9 protein-coding genes are annotated in these 15284 nt (G+C 63.1%); 2 read left to right on the plus strand and 7 right to left on the minus strand.

Translation table 11 applies throughout. The features are described from left to right. The first annotated feature begins 88 nt into the window (after nt 1-88). Nucleotides 89-3985, plus strand: coding sequence for a phosphoribosylformylglycinamidine synthase (gene purL / locus BLP82_RS07050; RefSeq protein ID WP_092166286.1), 3897 nt, complete (start codon nt 89-91; stop codon nt 3983-3985). A 4-nt stretch (nt 3986-3989) separates the two neighbouring features. Further along, nucleotides 3990-4301, plus strand: a complete 312-nt coding sequence (locus tag BLP82_RS07055) for a YqfO family protein (protein WP_092166288.1) — start codon at nt 3990-3992, stop codon at nt 4299-4301. 280 nt (nt 4302-4581) lie between these two features. On the opposite strand, the gene BLP82_RS07060 is transcribed toward BLP82_RS07055, so the two are convergent. The 7 genes from BLP82_RS07060 to BLP82_RS07090 form a co-directional block, all read right to left on the minus strand. Continuing rightward, on the minus strand, nt 4582-5664 hold the full coding sequence (locus tag BLP82_RS07060; protein ID WP_092166290.1) for a scabin-related ADP-ribosyltransferase: 1083 nt from the start codon (nt 5662-5664) through the stop codon (nt 4582-4584). Nucleotides 5665-6234: 570 nt separating this feature from the next. Beyond that, on the minus strand, nt 6235-7317 hold the full coding sequence (locus BLP82_RS07065; protein WP_139197821.1) for a scabin-related ADP-ribosyltransferase: 1083 nt from the start codon (nt 7315-7317) through the stop codon (nt 6235-6237). A gap of 555 nt (nt 7318-7872) precedes the next feature. After that, the gene (gene nagE, locus BLP82_RS07070; RefSeq protein WP_092166292.1) at nt 7873-9588 is read right to left on the minus strand and encodes an N-acetylglucosamine-specific PTS transporter subunit IIBC; all 1716 of its coding nucleotides are present in this window, start codon (nt 9586-9588) and stop codon (nt 7873-7875) included. A gap of 33 nt (nt 9589-9621) precedes the next feature. Then, nucleotides 9622-12135, minus strand: a complete 2514-nt coding sequence (gene ptsP, locus BLP82_RS07075; RefSeq protein ID WP_092166293.1) for a phosphoenolpyruvate--protein phosphotransferase — start codon at nt 12133-12135, stop codon at nt 9622-9624. Nucleotides 12136-12176: 41 nt separating this feature from the next. Further along, nucleotides 12177-13199: an SIS domain-containing protein gene (locus BLP82_RS07080; protein WP_092166294.1), complete on the minus strand. Its 1023-nt coding sequence runs from the start codon at nt 13197-13199 to the stop codon at nt 12177-12179. Then, the gene (gene nagA / locus BLP82_RS07085; protein WP_092166295.1) at nt 13180-14286 is read right to left on the minus strand and encodes an N-acetylglucosamine-6-phosphate deacetylase; all 1107 of its coding nucleotides are present in this window, start codon (nt 14284-14286) and stop codon (nt 13180-13182) included. The genes BLP82_RS07080 and nagA overlap by 20 nt, the downstream gene beginning before the upstream one ends. Before the next feature lie 17 nt (nt 14287-14303). Next, the gene (locus BLP82_RS07090) at nt 14304-15035 is read right to left on the minus strand and encodes a GntR family transcriptional regulator (RefSeq protein WP_060740822.1); all 732 of its coding nucleotides are present in this window, start codon (nt 15033-15035) and stop codon (nt 14304-14306) included. Between the last annotated feature and the right edge of the window lie 249 nt (nt 15036-15284).

The following is a 15284-nucleotide window of genomic DNA, read 5'->3' on the forward strand; positions in this document are numbered from 1 at the left end:
GTGCGTGCCGTTTCGGGTGCCGTTGCCGGCGGTTTAGGCTAGAATGCACGGCCTCAAAGCACACCCCCTTCCCGAGGCTGTCCCGAAGATGTTGATCCTGCGCGGCGCTCCTGCCCTTTCTGCCTTTCGCCACAGCAAACTCCTTGAGCAACTGAGCCAAAAGGTTCCGGCTGTCAGTGGCTTGTATGCTGAATTCGCTCACTTCGCCGAAGTCACCGGCGGTTTGACCGGCGACGAACAGCAGGTGCTCGCGCGCCTTCTGAAGTACGGCCCCAGTGTTCCTGTCCAGGAGCCGGCCGGTCGCCTGTTCCTGGTGCTGCCGCGTTTCGGCACCATTTCGCCGTGGTCGAGCAAGGCCAGCGACATCGCCCGCAATTGCGGCCTGGCGAAGATCCAGCGCCTGGAGCGCGGCATTGCCTTTTATGTCGCCGGTGAGTTCAGCGAGGCCGAGGCCCAGTTGATCGCCGAAGGCCTGCATGACCGCATGACCCAGGTCGTGCTGGGCAACCTGGAGCAGGCCGCCGGTCTGTTCAGCCACGCCGAACCCAAGCCGCTGACGGCCATCGACGTACTGGGCGGCGGCCGTGCCGCACTGGAAAACGCCAACGCCGAACTGGGCCTGGCCCTGGCCGAAGACGAGATCGATTACCTGGTCAACGCCTTCCAGGGCTTGAAGCGCAACCCGCACGACATCGAACTGATGATGTTTGCCCAGGCCAACTCCGAGCACTGCCGCCACAAGATCTTCAACGCCAGTTGGGACATTGACGGCCAGAGCCAGGAAAAAAGCCTGTTCGGCATGATCAAGAACACCTATCAGATGCATAACGAAGGTGTGCTGTCGGCCTACAAGGACAACGCGGCGGTGATCGTCGGCAACGTTGCCGGTCGCTTCTACCCGAACCCCGAGACCCGCCAGTACGGTGCGGTCCAGGAGCCGGTGCACATCCTCATGAAGGTCGAGACCCACAACCACCCGACCGCCATTGCGCCGTTCCCGGGCGCGTCCACCGGTTCCGGTGGCGAGATCCGCGACGAAGGCGCCACCGGGCGCGGTGCCAAGCCCAAGGCCGGCCTGACCGGCTTCACCGTGTCGAACCTGCAGATCCCGGGCTTCGAACAGCCATGGGAAAAGCCCTACGGCAAGCCTGAGCGTATCGTCAACGCCCTCGACATCATGATCGAAGGTCCCCTGGGGGGCGCGGCGTTCAACAACGAATTCGGCCGTCCGGCCCTGACCGGCTACTTCCGTACCTTCGAACAGTCCATCACCACCCCCCGTGGTGAGGAAGTCCGTGGTTACCACAAGCCGATCATGCTCGCGGGTGGCATGGGCAACATCCGCGCCGAACACGTGCAGAAAGGCGAGATCCTGGTCGGCTCCAAGCTGATCGTCCTCGGCGGCCCGGCCATGCTGATCGGCCTGGGTGGCGGCGCGGCTTCCTCCATGGCCACCGGCACCAGCTCGGCCGACCTGGACTTCGCCTCGGTCCAGCGGGAAAACCCGGAAATGGAACGCCGTTGCCAGGAAGTCATCGACCGTTGCTGGCAGTTGGGTGAACACAACCCCATCAGCTTCATCCACGACGTCGGCGCCGGCGGCCTGTCCAACGCCTTCCCGGAACTGGTCAACGACGGTGGTCGCGGTGGTCGCTTCGAACTGCGCAACATTCCGAACGACGAGCCGGGCATGGCCCCGCACGAAATCTGGAGCAACGAATCCCAGGAGCGTTACGTCCTGGCGGTCGGCCCAGCCGACTTCGAACGCTTCCAGGCCATTTGCGAGCGCGAGCGCTGCCCGTTCGCGGTAGTGGGTGAAGCCACCGCCGAGCCGCAACTGACCGTCACCGACAGCCACTTCGGCAACAGCCCGGTGGACATGCCGCTGGAAGTGCTGCTGGGCAAGGCCCCGCGGATGCACCGTTCGGCGGTTCGCGAAGCGGAGCTGGGGGATGATTTCGATCCATCGACACTCGACATCGCCGATTCCATCGAGCGTGTACTGCATCACCCGGCCGTGGCGAGCAAGAGCTTCCTGATCACCATCGGCGACCGCACCATCACCGGCCTCGTGGCCCGTGACCAGATGGTCGGTCCATGGCAGGTGCCGGTGGCCGACGTGGCCGTGACCGCCACCAGCTTCGACGTCTACACCGGCGAAGCCATGGCCATGGGCGAGCGCACGCCGCTGGCGCTGCTGGATGCCCCGGCCTCGGGCCGCATGGCGATCGGCGAGACCCTGACCAACATCGCGGCTTCGCGCATCGGCAAGATTTCCGACATCAAGCTGTCGGCCAACTGGATGTCCGCCGCCGGTCACCCGGGTGAAGACGCGCGCCTGTACGACACCGTCAAGGCCGTCGGCATGGAGCTGTGCCCGGAACTGGGCATCACCATTCCGGTGGGCAAGGACTCCATGTCCATGGCCACGCGCTGGAGCGACGAAGGCGTGGACAAGAGCGTGACCTCGCCGCTGTCGCTGATCGTGACCGGTTTCGCCCCGGTCACCGACATCCGCCAGACCCTGACCCCGCAACTGCGCATGGACAAGGGCACCACCGACCTGATCCTGATCGACCTGGGCCGTGGCCAGAACCGCATGGGCGCCTCGATCCTGGCCCAGGTGCATGGCAAGCTCGGTTCGCAGGCGCCGGACGTCGACGATGCCGAAGACCTGAAGGCGTTCTTCGCCGTCATCCAGGGCCTGAACGCCGACGGTCACCTGCTGGCCTACCACGACCGTTCCGACGGTGGTTTGCTGACCACCGTGGTGGAAATGGCCTTCGCCGGTCACTGTGGCCTGAGCCTGACCCTCGACAGCGTGGCCGAGTCCACGGCTGAAATCCCGGCCATCCTGTTCAACGAAGAACTGGGTGCGGTGATCCAGGTTCGCCAGGACGCCACCCCGGACATCCTCGCCCAGTTCAGCGCCGCCGGCCTGGCCGATTGCGTCTCGGTGATCGGTCAGCCGATCAACAACGCTCACATCAACATCACCTTCAACGGCGACACCGTCTTCGAAGGCCAGCGCAGTCTGTTGCAGCGTCAGTGGGCTGAAACCAGCTACCAGATCCAGCGCCTGCGCGACAACGCCGAGTGCGCCGAGCAGGAGTTCGACGCGCTGCTGGAAGAAGACAACCCGGGCCTGAGCGCCAAGCTCAGCTACGACGTCAACCACGACGTGGCCGCGCCCTACATCAAGAAGGGCATTCGCCCACAAGTGGCGGTCCTGCGCGAGCAGGGCGTCAATGGTCAGGTGGAGATGGCGGCAGCGTTCGATCGCGCCGGTTTCAACGCGATCGACGTGCACATGAGCGACATCCTGGCCGGCCGTGTCGACCTGAACGACTTCAAGGGCATGGTCGCCTGCGGCGGTTTCTCCTACGGCGACGTGCTCGGTGCCGGTGAGGGCTGGGCCAAGTCGGCGCTGTTCAACAGCCGCGCCCGCGACGCGTTCCAGGGCTTCTTCGAACGCACCGACAGCTTCACCCTCGGCGTGTGCAACGGTTGCCAGATGATGTCCAACCTGCACGAGCTGATCCCGGGCAGCGAATTCTGGCCGCACTTCGTGCGTAACCGTTCCGAGCAGTTCGAAGCGCGCGTGGCGATGGTCCAGGTCCAGGAGTCGAACTCGATCTTCCTTCAGGGCATGGCCGGTTCGCGCATGCCGATCGCCATCGCCCACGGCGAAGGCCATGCGGAGTTCGAAAGCGAAGAAGCCCTGCTCGAAGCCGACCTGTCCGGTTGCGTGTCGCTGCGTTTTGTCGACAACCACGGCAAGGTCACCGAAACCTACCCGGCCAACCCGAACGGCTCGCCGCGCGGGATCACCGGCCTGACCAGCCGCGACGGCCGCGTCACGATCATGATGCCGCACCCGGAGCGGGTATTCCGTGCGGTGCAGAACTCGTGGCGTTCGGACGACTGGAACGAAGACGCGCCCTGGATGCGCATGTTCCGCAACGCCCGCGTCTGGGTGAACTGAGACGGTGTACAAGCTCTGCTTCTTCGTCCCGGCCAGTCACGTGGACGAGGTCAAAAGCGCCGTATTCGCTGCCGGTGGCGGGCGAATCGGCGACTATGACCACTGTGCCTGGCAAGTGTTGGGCCTGGGCCAGTTTCGCCCGTTGGACGGCAGCGAGCCGTTCATTGGCGAGGCGGGCCAGGTCGAGCAGGTCGAGGAGTGGAAGGTAGAGCTTGTCGTTGCCGATGAGCTGATTCGTGGGGTGGTGAACGCGCTGAAACAAAGCCATCCCTACGAGACGCCAGCGTATGAAGTATGGCGACTGGAGGATTTTTGATCCTTCGCTCATCGAATGAGGAACCCGCTGATTCAATCAGCGGGTTTTTTGTTTAAGCGCTAAAACCATGCCCGCCAGCGCAAGCCGATTTCCCACGTTCCAGTGGATCCGGAAACTGTGGGAGCGGGCCTCCAGGGGGCCGGAAATATGTGCTCGACGCTAATGAACTGTGGGAGCGGGCTTGCCCGCGAAGGCGTCGGGTCAGCTTGCATTGATGTTGGATGTACTGGCCTCTTCGCGAGCAAGCCCGCTCCCCAGAGGCTCTACCTAGCCCGCCCGTCTATTGATGCCGGTTCTCGAGGCGGCAGGCTTCCTTCTCGATGCCAATGCACTCGACTGGTTCACTGACGCCTTTCTCGAACCGGCGAGCATTCATCAATAGCCCGCCCTTGATACCGCCGATGAATGCGTACGCGCCTTCACGCGAACCTACGTTACGTACCGATAAATCTACTGCCACGCTGTTGGGCCTGACTTCATAGACCCAGCCCCCGTTGGCGGCTTCTTGGGTTGCCCAGAACTTGGCTTCGCTATAATCGCTGAATGCCACAACGACCGATTGAGCCAGAGGGGACTCCGGCCAGATCGATTGTCGCAGATTCGGTGTCAGAGAGTTCCAGGCCCGTAGCCCTCGGGCCAGCGCATCCGCTCCCTGCGTGGGATTGATTGTCGTAGAGCCGACTGCCCAGAGGGACTGCTTGTTCGTTATCCATGCCAGGCCCTCCGGAGGCACCACTCGGTTCCACTCGATGGACATTGCAGCGATCTCCAGCCTCGTCTCGCGGCCAGTGGGTTCACGGTAGTTTGGGTTAGTTACGCATTCGGTAAAATCGGGTGCCCGGCAGGCATTTTTGATGAAGCGCCCCTTTACACCGCCTGGGAAGCTGATTTCCTCCTCGCTGGGAAAATGCCCTCCCGATAGCGGCTGATCGACGCCATGGGGGGCATGGAGTTCGTACAGCCATTCGCTGGCGTAGTGCTCGGCGATGGACTTACTGCGCGTTGTGCTGCTGTATATCGATTTTGCGATCCCGCCCCCATGACTGTACCAGTCGTATTTCCATTCATTCTCGGGGAAGCCCACGGCCTTGGGCAGTAGCCCGTCCCGGAAGGCATTGAGGCCTTGACCCGTTGTATCTCCTCGATAGAGCGTATCCATGTCGGTACGCCAGCGTAACGAGGGTACGGTCTTGCGGATATCCACGCTCGAATCCGCGGTGACCTGCAGCCAGGCCTGATACCAGGGTTCATCTTTCTGCACCGAGTCCTGAGTCGCGGCCCACGTATTCGGGGCCACTTGCCAGGCGCTTGCCGTTACCACGGCGACAGCCGCCACCCGTACAAAACCGTTGCTTCTACTCATGATTTGGACACCTCAGCTTGAAACGAGGACGCCAATCGAATCACATACTTCGTTACGACATATTCTTCGAATTGACAGTTTAACTACCTGTTGCGCAGTTCGATGGCACCGCTGGGGTGCGCCTTGGTTTACTGCGTGGGGGTAAGGATAGTTGACTGTTCTGCGCTGTAACGTCTGATTTTGTAACAAGCGGCTCAGTTGAATGCGTTGGCGAATAATCAGGTTGTGTTGTTGGTTGTAATCCGTCTGGTTTGTCCGTTACCTGTTATTTCTGACAGTTGTGAGGTTCTGCTTGATGACTTTTAATCTAGGGTTTTGTCTTGGAGGCGCTCGCTAAATTTTCGGTTGGGTACAGATCTGGACTTGATGCAATAAGTGCCGGCCTCATCGCGAGCAAGCTCGCTCCCACAAGAGGCAGGTGTCGATCACAGGTTTTGTGAACAACACCCAGCCACTGTGGGAGCGAGCTTGCTCGCGATAAATCGAAAGACGAATACAAGAATCCCGGTAGAACACTGGGCCCGTGGTGAGGGAGCTTGCTTCCACAGAGGCTCTACCTAGCCCGCCCGTCTATTGATGACGATTCTCGAGGCGGCAGGCTTCCTTCTCGATGCCGATGCATTCGACCGGTTCACTGACGCCTTTCTCGAAGCGGCGTGCGTTCATCAACAGCCCGCCCTTGATACCGCCGATGAATGCGTACGCGCCTTCACGGTTACCGGTGTAGCGCCCGGACAAATCCACGGCAACGCTGTTGGGCTTGACTTCGTACACCCAGCCGCCGTTTTCCGCTTCCGTGACAGCCCAGATCTTGGCATCGCTATAATCACGGAAGGCCATGACGAGCGAATGCGCAAGATTAGACTCCGGGGTCGTCGCCAAGCGCAGATCCGGTGGCAATGAATTCCAGCCCCGCAATCCGTGGGCCAGCGCATCCGCACCCTGCACCGGATTGATCTTCGCAGAGCCTACCGCCCATAGGGATTGCTTGTTCGTTACCCAGTCCAGGCCTTCGACAGGCACGAGCCTGTTCCAATCGATGCGGGTTGCGGCAATCTCCTGCATCGTCTCGTGGCCAGTGGGTTCGCGGTAGTCCGGGTTCGCGACGCAATCGCCCGGATCGGTTTTCTTGCAGGCCTGCTTGATAAAGCTTCCCTTGACGCCACCGGGGTAGCTGATCTCTTCCTCCGAAGGAATTGGCCCGCCTGATTGCGTCTGGTCGATTCCGTGGGGCGCCTTGAACTCGAACACCCATTCATTGGCGAAGCTCTGGGCGATACGCTGGCTGCGGGTCGTACTGCTGTAGACCGACCGTTGGGCGCCCGCCCCATGGCCGAACCAGTTGTACATCCATTCGCTCTCCGGGAAGTTGACGGATTTAGGCAACAGGCCGTCCCGGAAAGCTTCTAGCCCCTGGTTGGTGGTGTCGCCCCGATAGAGCGTGTCCATGTCGGTCCGCCAGCGCAAGGAAGGGTTGGTCGCGCGGATATCCACAGTCGAGTCCGCAGTGACCTGAAGCCAGGCCTGATACCAGGGTTCATCTTTCTGCGCCGAGTCCTGGGTCGTTGCCCACGCATTGGGGTTCGCTTGCCAGGTGCCTGCCAATACCATGGCGACAGTCGCCGCCCGTATAAAACCGCTGCTTCTACTCATGATGTGGACACCTCTCCTGAAACGAGGATGCCAATCGAATCACATACTTCATTACGACCTATTCTTCGAATTGACAGTTTAATTATCGATTGCTCAGTGCGAAGGCAACGCTGGGGCGTGCCTCGGTTCACTGGTGAGAGTGAGAATAGATGACTGTGCTGGGCTGTAAGATCTTATTTTGTAACAAGCATCTCAGTTGGAAGCGGTCGCGAACATCAGGATGTGTTTGTTGGTCGTTACTGGTCGGAATTATCCGTTACCTGTTATTTCTGACAGTTGATGGCTCTTGGTTGATGACCTTTAATCGAGGGTTTTGTCGAGGGTTCGCGCTAGATAACTTTTCGGTTGGGTACAGGTTCGGGCTTGATGCAATAAGTACCGCCCTCATCGCGAGCAAGCTCGCTGGGTTCGTAGGAGCTGCCGAAGGCTGCGATCTTTTGATCTTTCGTTGGGATTCAAGTGTCTAGGGAAACATCGCAGCCTCGTTGCACTCGACAGCTCCTACACAGCTCCTACACAGCGCCTACAACGCAGTCCAGTGGGCGGACGGTGGTGCTAGGCCCCGGCATCGACCTTGCGGCCATGCGTCAGGCTATCCAACGCCTGCCATAACTTCGGTGCCTTCTCCCCCAGCAGCAAGTGCCAGACGCCACCCTCCAACGGGCTCATACCCTGACACCCCAATCCTTTGAGCCGGCTTTCCGACAAGCCCTTGTCATCGGCCAGCCGCACCCGTAGCCGGCTCGTCGCCACGCACTCGAGTTGCAGGACATTGTCCTGGCCTCCGAGGGCGTCCAGCCATTGTTGCGCTTCGATGCTGGAAAGGGCGGCAGGTGTCGTCGGTGCAGGGGCATTCGGCACCGGCGCGGTGACCAGGCGAAGGGAGGAGGGCACCGCCAGGCGGATTTCATCGGCAATGCTGTCGGCCATCGGCCCCACCACCACCTGCAGGCTCCCGCCGTTACCGGGGCGCACCACGGCCATGGCGCCGAGGGCCTTGAGCTGGGCGTCGGACGCCTTGTTGCGATCCACCATGTCCAGCCGCAAGCGCGTGGTGCAGGCACCGATGGTGATCAGGTTGTCGGCGCCGCCCAAGGCCTGGATGTAGGCCGCGGCCCGCTGGTTTTCGGCGATGGCCGGTTTGTCGCCTGCCGGTACCTCTTCACGCCCCGGGGTCTTCAGGTCGAAGCGGCGGATGCAGAAGTCGAACACCAGGTAATAGATTGCCGCGTAGGCCAGGCCCACCGGGACGACCAACCAGCCGTTGGTGGATTTGCCCCAGCCCAGGACCATGTCGATGAAGCCGCCGGAGAAGGTAAAGCCCAGGTGAATGTCCAGCAGATTGGTCACGGCCATCGATACGCCGGTGAGCAGCGCATGGGCCAGGAACAACAGGGGCGCGAGGAACATGAAGGCGAACTCGATCGGCTCGGTGACACCGGTCAGGAACGAGGTCAGCGCCATGGACAGCAGGATCCCACCCATGATCTTGCGCCGCTGGGGCAAGGCATTGCGGTACATCGCCAGGCACGCGGCGGGCAGGCCGAAGAGCATCACCGGGAACATGCCGGTCATGAATTGGCCGCCCTTGGGGTCGCCGGCGAAATAACGGCTCAGGTCACCGGTGACCACCGCACCGGTGTCGGGGTCGGTGAAACTGCCGAAGATGAACCAGGCCATGTTATTGAGGATGTGGTGCAGGCCGGTAACGATCAGCAATCGGTTGAACACCCCGAACACGAAGGCACCGAAACTGCCGCTTTCCATCAGCATGGCGCCGAAACCGTTGATACCCTGCTGGATCGGCGGCCAGATAAGGCCGAAGACCACGCCCAGCCCGACGGCGCTGAAGCCGGTGACAATCGGCACGAAGCGCCGGCCACCAAAGAACGCCAGGTACTCCGGCAGCTTGATGTCCTTGAAGCGGTTGTACAGCGCTCCCGCCAGCAGGCCGCTGATGATTCCGGCGAGCATGCCCATGTTGATGCTGGCATCGAGCACCTTCAGGGTCGCGATCATCACCAGGTAGCCGATGGCCCCGGCCAACCCCGCCGTACCGTTGTTGTCCCGGGCGAAGCCCACGGCGATGCCGATGGCGAAGATCATCGCCAGGTTGGCGAAAATCGCCTGGCCGGCGTCGTGGATGATGGCGATGTTCAACAGGTCGGTGTCGCCCAGGCGCAGCAACAAGCCGGCGATGGGCAGGATCGCGATGGGCAGCATCAGTGCCCGGCCGAGGCGTTGCAGCCCTTCGATGAAATGCTGGTACATGGCGTCTCTCCCTTTATTGTTCTTCGAAGTGGCTCAGCCCAGGGGCCAGTGTCGATGGCAGGCACGGCGTACCGCGAGTGCGCTGCCCAGGTTCAGCAGTTCGTTGCTCAAGCGAGCGCACTGCGCGGCGTCGAGGTGGCGCACGCGGTCCTTGATTTCGCCGATCTGCGGCGGGCTGACCGACAGTTCGCGTACACCCAGGCCGATCAGTACGGGCGTGGCCAATGGGTCCGAGGCCAGGGCTCCGCACACGCCGACCCAACGCCCATGCTTGGCGGCACCGGCGCAGGTCTGGGCGATCAGCCGCAGCAACGCGGGGTGCAAGGCATCGACCCGGGCGGCGAGGCCGGCGTGGTCGCGGTCCATGGCCAGGGTGTATTGCGACAGGTCGTTGGTGCCGATGGAGAGGAAGTCCGCATGTTCGGCCAATTGTTCGGCCAGCAACGCCGCGGCCGGCACTTCGATCATCACCCCCAGTTGCGGGCGTTCGCTCAGGCCCAGCTCGGTGCCGAGGGCTTCGAGGCGTTGGCGGATGTGCAGCAGTTCGTCGACTTCGGTGACCATGGGCAACAGGATCCGGCAGCGGTCCAGCGGACGGGTTTGCAGCAAGGCGCGCAGTTGCTGGTCGAGCAGGTCCGGTCGCACCTGGGCCAGGCGAATGCCGCGCAGGCCCAGTACCGGGTTGGCTTCGCTCGGCAGTGGCAGGTAGTCCAGTTGCTTGTCACCGCCCACGTCGATGGTGCGAATGATCACCGGCCTGTCGTCCATGGCATCGAGTACGGCTTGATAAGCCTGACGCTGCTCTTCTTCGTCGGGGGCGGTGTGGCGGTCGACGAAGAGAAATTCGGTGCGCAACAAGCCAATGCCATCGGCACCGTTGGTCAGGCTTTGGCCGGCTTCGGCGCTGGAGGCCACGTTAGCGGCGACTTCCACCTCCACGCCATCGACGGTCCGCGCCGGTGTGTGGGCGAGGCTCTGTTGTTGGGCGCGCAGGGCCGTGCGTCGGGTCTGTGCTTGCCGCACCTGCGCCAGGCGCTCGGCGGTTGGTGTGAGTTCGAGGCGGCCCCCGTCAGCGTCCAGCACCACCGATTGTCCTGGCGCCTGCGCAAGCAGTGCCTCGCCCAGCGCCACCAGGCATGGCAGGCCTTTGCCTCGGGCCAGGATCGCCACATGGGACGTCGCGCCACCCTCGACCATGCACACGCCGGCCACACCTTGGGCGCTGAGTTGCAGCAGGTCCGAGGGGGTCAGTTCCTGGGCGGCGACGATGGCGCCCGCCGCGACGTCGAATTGCCAGGCTCCACCGAGCAACGCCCGCAGGACCCGTTGGCGCAAGTCACGCAAGTCGTTGGCGCGCTCGGCCAGCAGCGTGCTGCCCAGTTGTTGCAGGACCTGGCATTGCGCGTCGATGGAGCGGCTCCAGGCGTGGGGCGCGGCACTGCCTTGTTCGATGAAGAACTCGGCGGCATCCAGCAGTAGCGGGTCTTCCAGCAGCGCCAGGTGGGCACTGAAAATCGCCTCTTCATCGCGGTGCTGCCTGGCCCGGGCGTGCTCCAGCGTGAGGTGGATCTCGCCACGGACCTGGGCCAGAGCGTCACTCAGGCGTTGGCGCTGGTCTTCGATGGCATGGCCGCCAGTGTCTTCCGGCAATTGAATGCCGCTCAACCGAATCAGCGGCCCGGTCACCAGGCCGGGCGCGGCACATACGCCGTTCAGCACACCTTCTTCTGCATTCGCCCGTGGTGGTTCGGGTGGCGGCGCGTTGGCATGGGCTTCTTCCACCAGGGCTGTGGATAAGGTCGTCAGCAAGGCTTGCAACGCCGCCTCGGCATCGCTGCCCCGGCAACTGACGTGCACTTGCGCCTGTTCGGTGATGGCCAGCCCCATCATGCCTATTACACTGTCGCAGGAGGCCGATTTGCCGCTGAAATGCAACTGCGAACGGCTCTTGAAGCCTTGCGCGGTCTGGCGCACCAGGGCTGCCGGGCGGGCGTGAAGACCGCCGCGATGAGCGATGCGGACCTGGCCGAACAGTTCGATGCCGCCGTCTTGGTCGTGATGTTCCGCCTGGTCGCCGGCCTTGGCGAGGATGTGCAGCAGCGGGTCGCCGACCTTCACCCCTTTGAGCGTGATGGGGCGTGCCTGGAAATGCTCGCCGTTGGTGATGACCAGCAGGCTGACGAGGCTTTTGCAGCGCAGCGCCACTTTATCCACGTCATACCGCAGCAGCGGCTGGCCATGGCTGACCCGTGCACCTTCCTTGACCAGCATGGAAAACCCGTCGCCTTGCAGCTCGACCGTATCCAGGCCCAGGTGCAGCAGCAGTTCGGCGCCATTGTCGGCCCGCAGGGTCACGGCGTGGCCGGTGCGGGCGACGTGGATCACTTCAGCGTCGCACGGCGCGTAGAGGGTGTCGTTCAGCGGATCGATGGCGATCCCATCGCCCATGGCGCCGCTGGCGAACACCGCGTCCGGGACATTGGCGAGGGTGAGCACCGGGCCGCTGAGGGGGGCGCTGAGGATCAGCTCTTTATTGTTGTTGGGCATGGGCTCGCTCTCTTCAGGCTCTTGTTTGAAAAGCAGTCGGATCAGTGGGTACGGGTGACCTTGCTCAGGTGCCGCGGCTGGTCCGGGTCCAGGCCCCGGGCCACGGCCAGGCTCGCGGCCATCGCGTAGAAGCTCTGGATCGCCAGGATCGGGTCCAGGGCCGGGTGTTCGGCGCGGCTCAAGGTCAGGTCGCGTTCGACAATGTCATCAGGTGCCGCCAGCAGGACCCGGGCACCGCGCTGGCGCATGTCCGCGGCCAGGCTCAACACGCCGGCCTGTTCGGCACCGCGCGGGGCGAACACCAGCAGCGGGTAGTCATGATCGATCAGGGCCATGGGCCCGTGGCGAACTTCGGCACTGCTGAAGGCTTCGGCCTGGATCGCCGAGGTTTCCTTGAACTTGAGCGCTGCTTCCTGGGCGATGGCGAACCCGGCGCCCCGGCCGATCACCATCAACCGCTGACAGTCGCGCAGGGCGTCGACAGCGCTGTGCCAGTCCTGGCGGGCGGCCTCGCGCAGGCCCTCGGGCAGCGCGCTGCCGGCTTCGAGCAACTCGGCGTCAGCTTTCCAGTGGGCCACCAGTCGCGCACTGGCGCTGAGGGTGGCAATGAAGCTCTTGGTCGCGGCGACGCTGCTCTCGACGCCGGCACACAACGGCACGCTGAATTCACAGGCGGCTTCCAGAGGCGAGTCGGTGGCGTTGACCAGGGCCACGCTCAAGGCGCCACGCTTGCGCAACAAGCGCAGGCTGTTCACCAGGTCCGGGCTCTGTCCCGACTGGGAAAACCCGAACGCCACCTGGCCGCTGACCTTCAGCGGCGCCTGTTGCATGGTCACCACCGACATCGGCAGCGAGGCCACCGGGATGCCCAGTTGCTGCATGGCCAGGTAAGCGAAATAGCTGGCGGCGTGATCGGAGCTGCCGCGGGCGATAGTCATTGCCACTTGCGGTGGCTGGCGGCGCAGGCGTCCGGCGATTTCCTCGAGGGCCGGGTCCAGTCGCTGCAACTGGCGCTCGACCGCTTCATGGGAGGCCAGGGCCTCTTCAAGCATTTTGGAAGTCAATGGCTTCTCCTTCGACCATCACGTCGGTCAGGGTCAGGGAACGGTCAAGGCGTACGCAGTCGGCCCAGGCGCCGGGTTGCAGGCGACCGCGCTCGGGCAGGCCGAGGTAGTCGGCGGGAAATTGGGACAGACGCTGGGAGGCTTCGGCGATGGGCAGGCCGATCTTCACCAGGTTGCGCAGGGCCTGGTCCATGGTCAGGGTGCTGCCGGCCAGGGTGCCATCGGCCAGGCGCACCCCGCCCAGGCACTTGGTCACGGTGTGGCTGCCCAGCTTGTATTCGCCGTCGGGCATGCCGGCGGCGGCGGTGGAGTCGGTGACGCAATACAGGCACGGGATTGAACGCAAGGCCACGCGCATCGCACCCGGGTGTACGTGCAGCAAGTCCGGGATCAACTCGGCATATTGCGCATGGGCGAGGGCCGCGCCGACGATCCCCGGTTCGCGGTGATGCAGCGGGCTCATGGCGTTGTACAAATGGGTGAAACTGCTGGCCCCGGCCGCCAATGCGGCGACGCCTTCTTCATAGCTGCCCAGGGTATGGCCGATCTGCATGCGCACGCCCCGGGCGCTGAGGGCACGGATCAAGTCATCATGACCGGCGATTTCCGGGGCGATGGTAATCACCCGGATCGGCGCCAGGGCCAGGTAGCTCTCCACCTCGGCCAGCAGCGCGGTGTGGGCGAAATTCGGTTGCGCGCCGAGTTTGCCGGGGTTGATGTAGGGGCCTTCCAAGTGCACCCCCAAGACCCGGGCGCTGCCGTTCGGGCGCTGCTCACAGAACACGCCGAGGGCCTGCAGCACGCTGGCGATCTCTTCGCTGGGGGCGGTCATGGTGGTGGCCAAGAGTGCGGTCGTGCCAAAACGCAGGTGGGTGCGGGCGATGGTCTCGAACGCCGAAGTCCCTTGCATGATGTCCTTGCCGCCACCGCCGTGGACGTGCAGGTCGATGAAACCGGGCAGCAGGTAGGGCAGGTCATTGCTGGCCGGATCGCAGGGCTGGCCTTCGATGGACACGACTTTGCCGTGCGCATGGAGCAGGCGGCCGCGAACCCAGCCGTCGCAGGTGAGGATGTTGTCTTCGGACATGGGCGTTCTCTGGTCGTCTAGCGCCGCAGTTCTGCGACAAAGTCGTAGTAGTCGTTGCGGCAATAGGTGTCGGTGACTTCGATGGGGGTGTTGTCTTCCAGGTAGCCGACCCGGGTCATCAGCAACATCGCGGTGCCGGGGGCGATGCCTACCAGGGCGGCGAATTCGTCCGAGGCGTTGATGGCCTGGATGTGTTGCAGGGCGCGCACCACCGGCTTGCCGATGCCGTCGAGAAATGCGTAGAGGGAATCGCCCACCGCTTGCGGCTTGGGAATGATCGAGGCGGGCAGGGTGCTCATCTCGATGGCCATGACCGTGTCGTCGGCCTTGCGCAGGCGCTTGAGCCGCGCGACTTTGTCGGTAGGCGACAGGCCCAGGCGGATCAGTTCTTCGTGGGTGGGCGGGGTGATTTCCCGCTCCAGCCATTGGGAGCCCGGCACAAAACCCTTGAGCCGCAGCATCTCGCTGAAGCCGCTGAGGCGTGACAGCGGCTGTTCCAGGCGCGGGGTGATAAAGGTGCCCGAGCCCTGGTTGCGGCGGATCAAGCCTTGTTCGAACAGCACCTCCAAGGCCTTGCGCGCGGTGACCCGGGAAATGCCCAGTTGCTCGCTCAAGCTGCGCTCGGACGGCATCGCCTGCTCGGCTTTCCACTGGCCAGCATGAATCGCCGTCTCCAGGTTACGCGCCAATTGCAGGTACAGCGGCGTGGGTTGGGTGTCGTCAGGGCGCAGGGCCAGGATGTCGTTCATATCGGTGTCCGATGCGGTTGTTGAGTTGTTGTCGCTCGGTAGGTGGAGTGGAAGCTAATACCACTTGAATACCATGTCAATGCCACTTTCCCGGGGTTTAGAGGGGTTGTTGGAGGCTTATGGTGGGGTGGGATTGAAGTGGTATTAGAGGGAGGGGATTCGAACGCAAAGATCTTCAACTGCGACAACGCCTACTGGGTGAACTGGTATTCATCTGTAGGTAATTTCTGAAGATGGGATCTTTTGATT

Source organism: Pseudomonas sp. NFACC37-1 (assembly GCF_900101575.1).
GTDB classification, from domain to species: Bacteria; Pseudomonadota; Gammaproteobacteria; order Pseudomonadales; family Pseudomonadaceae; genus Aquipseudomonas; species Aquipseudomonas fluorescens_AA.

Excerpts from the sequence above, each read along its gene's own strand:
- purL (WP_092166286.1), top strand. The coding sequence starts at position 89 with ATGTTGATCCTGCGCGGCGCTCCTGCCCTTTCTGCCTTTCGCCACAGC.
- BLP82_RS07060 (WP_092166290.1), bottom strand. The coding sequence starts at position 5,664 with ATGAGTAGAAGCAACGGTTTTGTACGGGTGGCGGCTGTCGCCGTGGTA.
- ptsP (WP_092166293.1), bottom strand. The coding sequence starts at position 12,135 with ATGCCCAACAACAATAAAGAGCTGATCCTCAGCGCCCCCCTCAGCGGC.
- BLP82_RS07090 (WP_060740822.1), bottom strand. The coding sequence starts at position 15,035 with ATGAACGACATCCTGGCCCTGCGCCCTGACGACACCCAACCCACGCCG.
- nagE (WP_092166292.1), bottom strand. The coding sequence starts at position 9,588 with ATGTACCAGCATTTCATCGAAGGGCTGCAACGCCTCGGCCGGGCACTG.
- BLP82_RS07065 (WP_139197821.1), bottom strand. The coding sequence starts at position 7,317 with ATGAGTAGAAGCAGCGGTTTTATACGGGCGGCGACTGTCGCCATGGTA.
- nagA (WP_092166295.1), bottom strand. The coding sequence starts at position 14,286 with ATGTCCGAAGACAACATCCTCACCTGCGACGGCTGGGTTCGCGGCCGC.